This is a genomic window from Mycobacterium asiaticum, from assembly GCF_001668675.1.
GTDB classification, from domain to species: domain Bacteria; phylum Actinomycetota; class Actinomycetes; order Mycobacteriales; family Mycobacteriaceae; genus Mycobacterium; species Mycobacterium asiaticum_D.
This window is the reverse complement of sequence record NZ_LZKQ01000314.1, coordinates 1-4,029: the sequence shown is the minus strand read 5'-3', so window position 1 is coordinate 4,029 and position 4,029 is coordinate 1. Positions and strand designations below refer to the sequence as shown.

The following is a 4,029-nucleotide window of genomic DNA, read 5'->3' as shown; positions in this document are numbered from 1 at the left end:
GCCCAGGCCCGTCACCGCCCCAAGCGCGCTAGCGCCCATCGACTCGCCGTCGGCACCGAATGCGTACTGCGACAGTGCCTGGCCCAGCGACTGGTCGGCCTTCGTATAAATATCGGCCGCGGCGCCCATGCTGGTCGCGGTCCTCTTCAACGCCGCGGTGACGCCGGGCATCCCGTCGGTGACCAGGGATTCGATCGCCGGCATCGTCTCATTGATCGCCCCCGACACCGCATCCGAACCGGTCGCGGCGATCGGCGAAGGCGGCGTCGGAAAGACCAGCTCGGTCAGTTTGCTCGCGGCGGCGACCAGACGGGCGGGATCGACTGCTAGCGGTTCAACCATCACAGCGTCCCTTCTCCATCGTTTGCCATCCAGAAAATCTTAACCGACGTGCCACAACCCCCCGAACGCCAATTTCGGCCCACCGCAGGCATCGGCGCGCCGTGCCACCCGGGCGAGCCGCCCGAGCGGCCCACCGCCGTGTTTGCCATACCGGTCCCCGCCCGCCCGTCAGGTGGCCTGCGAGATCGCACTGTCGAGCAGGGCGGCGACGTGACGCCAGTACAAGAACTCCTCGACCGCCGGCCGTTGCGCCTCGGCGTCGGCCGCGTTGTAGGCCTTGTGCAGGGCGAGGTCCTGGCTGTGCGCGGCGTAGGCGTGAAAGGCGCGCAAATGCGCGATCTCGCGACCGGTCGCCGTGCTCGTCATTGGCTTCATCAGCTCGAACCACAGGATGTGCCGCTCGTCGTCGGGCGCGTTGGCGTCGGCCGGGGCCGGCGGCAGCAGGTCCACCAGATGCAGGTCATCGGTCTCCGCCAGCTGCGCCGCCGCCGCCGGGTCCACCACCTCAAGGCGCGGCCGGCCGACCATCTTGCCGGTGTCCGGGATGTCGTCGTCCTCCAGCAGGACCTTCGCGACGCCGGGGTCGGAGTTCCCGAGTTGCTCGGCGGTGCCGATCACGGCCCGCAGCTTCAGATCGTGGTAGGCGGCCCAGGTCTGCACGGCGATAACCGGATAGGTTGCGCTGCGCGCCTTTTCGTCGACCGGGACGTTTCGGTCGGCACTGGCCATGAACACCTTGGCGGGCAGTTGGACGCCGTCCGGTATGTAGGCCAACCCGTAGCTGTTGGCGACGACGATCTCACCATCGGTGGTGACGGCGGTGATCCAGAAGAATCCGTAGTCGTCCCCACCGGCGAGGTCGCGGGCATTCAGCGCGGCAGCAATCCGTCGCGCCAAGCGCAGCGGATCCTTTTTGGCGCCACCGGCGCGGGAAGCCGCGGTCGCCGCGTCACGTGCGGCCCGTGCGGCCGAGACCGGGATGGACGGCAGCGCGGTGACATCGTCTGCGGAGCTCGGCTTGTCCTTCTGGTCATCGTCCGTACGATTCGGCGGAGCGGGCCGGGTCGCCGGTGTAGTGCGCGCCGACGCCGAGCGAGCCGATGCGCCGGCCGGTGCCCGCCCGGCCCCACCCAGCGGCGCCCGGCCGCTCGTGGCGCGCCCACCGGCACCGGGACCGCCGGCGGCCGCACCCGCACTCGGACTTGCGCCCGCACCCGCCGGTCCCATACCGCTCGCGGTGCTTCGCGCAGCCGGCGGGATTCCGGTGGCCGCCGCGGGTGCCATCGCCGGCGCTGCGTCGTCCCCGCGATGCGACGGAGACGCGGAACCGCCCGCTTGACCGGTGTGGGCGGGAACATCCACGGCCGCGGCCGGCTTCACGTGGGCCGGTTCGGTGCCAGGAATAGCCGGACCCGACGGAGTGCCCGGGCTCGCGGGCGCGGATGGCAGGTCCGGCAGCGGCCCGCCGGGCGTCGGCGCCGGCGCAGGACCCGGCGTCGGCTTGGCGGGCGTCGGTGCAGGGGTCGGCGCGGGCGCCGGCGTCGGGTTAACCGGGGTGACCGGCTGGTATGGCTGCGGTTTGGGGTTGACGGGCGTGATCGGAGTGATCGGCGTGCCCGGCTGGCTCGGGTTGACCGGTGTGACCGGCAGCGACGGCACCGGGGTGATCGGCGTGACCGGGTTCGGGTTCACCGGGTCGAACGGGGTCGGCGTGATCGGGCTGACGGGTGTGCCCGGGCCCACGGGCTCGTAGGGGTTGGCCGGGATCGGCTCGAACGGTGCCGGCGTCGGCCCGACCGGGGTGGGCACACCCGGCGTCGGGACGACGACCGTCGGGACCTCTGGAGTGGGCGGCGTCACCTGGTGCAGCAGATCCTCGAGCGCGTTGTGCGGCGGCTTCCAATTCCTAGACGCCCGAACCTGTTCCGCGGTCTCGGTGACCAAACTCGTGTTGGCTTGATGCGTCTCGCGGACCAACGCTTCGATCGCCGCCTGGCGCGCCTCCGCCTCGAGCTCGGTGTCGTTCTCCAGGATGATGATTTCGCGCTGCGCCCCGTCGACGTTGTTCCCGATCTCGGATTTCGCCTGGACGAGCAGGTTGCCGATGTGTTGATGCCAAGTGATGACGGTGACGAGATAGTCCTGCAGCGTGCTCATTTCGGTCAGATTCGCGCCGAGCGCACCATTGGCCGCGTTTGCGGCACCTCCCGACCAGATACCCCCGTCGAAGACTTCGACCTGCTGGCGGCGAGCGGAGTCCATGACGTCGGTGACTTCGCGCAGTACGCGGTTGTATTGCTGCGCACGGTCGTAGAACGTGTCCTCGTCGGCTTGCGGCCATCCACCCGGTTCAAGCATCTGACCGGCGTACTGGCCCGTCGGCCTCGGAATGCCCATCGCTACTCTCCTCGTTCGGCCGGTGCGCAGCCGTCACTCTCCGGCCTGCGGTGGCCAACCCGAGCGTGCTGCGTCTTGCCGGACGTCATGATTATCAAGCCTAACTGAGGTTATTACCTGGTAGCTGCGGCAATTTCGCGGCTTCGGCGCCGCCGCGGGCACGACAAAGATCGGCATCACTTGCCGAAAGTTCCACCCAGCCAGTGTGTTCAGGCAAAGCCGGGGTTGGCGGCCTTCGTCATCGCCTCGAGCGCGGCGGTCAGTTGTTCACCGGCCGCGGCGTTGTACTGGCTCGCCGACGCTTGCGCGTTCTGCAGGGCCTCGTTAACTCGGGCACCCACCACTTCCGCGCCGACCTCGCGAATCAGTCCGTCGTTGATGCGCACACCAGTCAGCCACTGGTGCCCGTTGATTGTCACTTCGACCGTCTCGGATTCGTCTGTGCCACGGAAGTTTCCGGTGTTCATCTGGTTGAGGGTGCCCTCGAGGGCAGTTTGGAAATGCGCTGCCAATGCGAGCGCCGCCGCGACATGCGGGTCCAATTCCGAACTGGTCACTTCGACTCCTTCATGTCTTGCCGGCGGCGCTGGCCGATAACGGCTTCGGTCCACGCCCTGTCTTCGGTGTACAGCGCTTCGTCATCCTGTTGAGCACCTTTGGATTTGGAGCCTCCACCGCCCTGGCCGTGTCCACCCATCGGCATGCCCATACCGCCGCCGCCCATACCGCTGCCGCGGGCTGCGGCGGCAGCGCCGAGACCCGCGACGTCACCGGCGCCCGCGGGCCGCATCGACTGGCCGTCCAGGCCACCGCCGGCGCCCGTTGCCGGAGCCAGCGGCATCGACGGCATGCCGCCCCCACCACCCCCGCCGCCGAGCGACATCGGTTTGACGCCTAGGTCTTTCGACAGGTTGGCGGCGGCCTCACGCCCGGCCGCAGTCAGTTCGGAACCGGCTCCGGACGGCATGCCGCCGCCGGCGCCGCCGGTGGGTGGGGTCATCATCGGTGGCTGCATGCCACTGCCCGACCCGCCACCTGCCATAGCGGCCATCTGCATCACCTGGGTGGGAATCAGTCCCGGCGTCTGCGGCGGCGGTGGCGGATCGATTTTGATTGCCTTGGGCGGCTTTTGGAGTTTGAAGGCTTTGATTTCGTTGGCGGCCCGTGTGTTGTAGTCGTTCATTATCGTCTCGGACGCCTGCTGATATTCGGCGTAGGTCTTGATGGCTTCTTTGTTGCCCTCCTGAGCCGCCTCGCGCACCAACGCGATCGACGCCGACGACGGATGCG

General features: G+C 68.7%; 3 protein-coding genes and 1 pseudogene. All 4 read right to left on the bottom strand.

Translation table 11 applies throughout. The features are described 5' to 3' along the window. Nucleotides 1-342: pseudogene (locus A9X01_RS26030) on the bottom strand (hypothetical protein); the annotation flags it as partial. Nucleotides 343-510: 168 nt separating this feature from the next. Then, nucleotides 511-2,739 (bottom strand): EspK C-terminal domain-containing protein, encoded by a 2,229-nt coding sequence (locus A9X01_RS26025; RefSeq protein ID WP_065123466.1) that lies wholly within the window; start codon nucleotides 2,737-2,739, stop codon nucleotides 511-513. Between the two features lie 209 nt (nucleotides 2,740-2,948). Beyond that, the gene (locus tag A9X01_RS26020) at nucleotides 2,949-3,296 is read right to left on the bottom strand and encodes a YbaB/EbfC family nucleoid-associated protein (protein ID WP_065123465.1); all 348 of its coding nucleotides are present in this window, start codon (nucleotides 3,294-3,296) and stop codon (nucleotides 2,949-2,951) included. Beyond that, nucleotides 3,293-4,029 (bottom strand): PPE domain-containing protein (locus A9X01_RS30745; protein WP_436405307.1); only part of this gene is annotated, 737 nt, incomplete at its 5' end. The genes A9X01_RS30745 and A9X01_RS26020, both read right to left, overlap by 4 nt.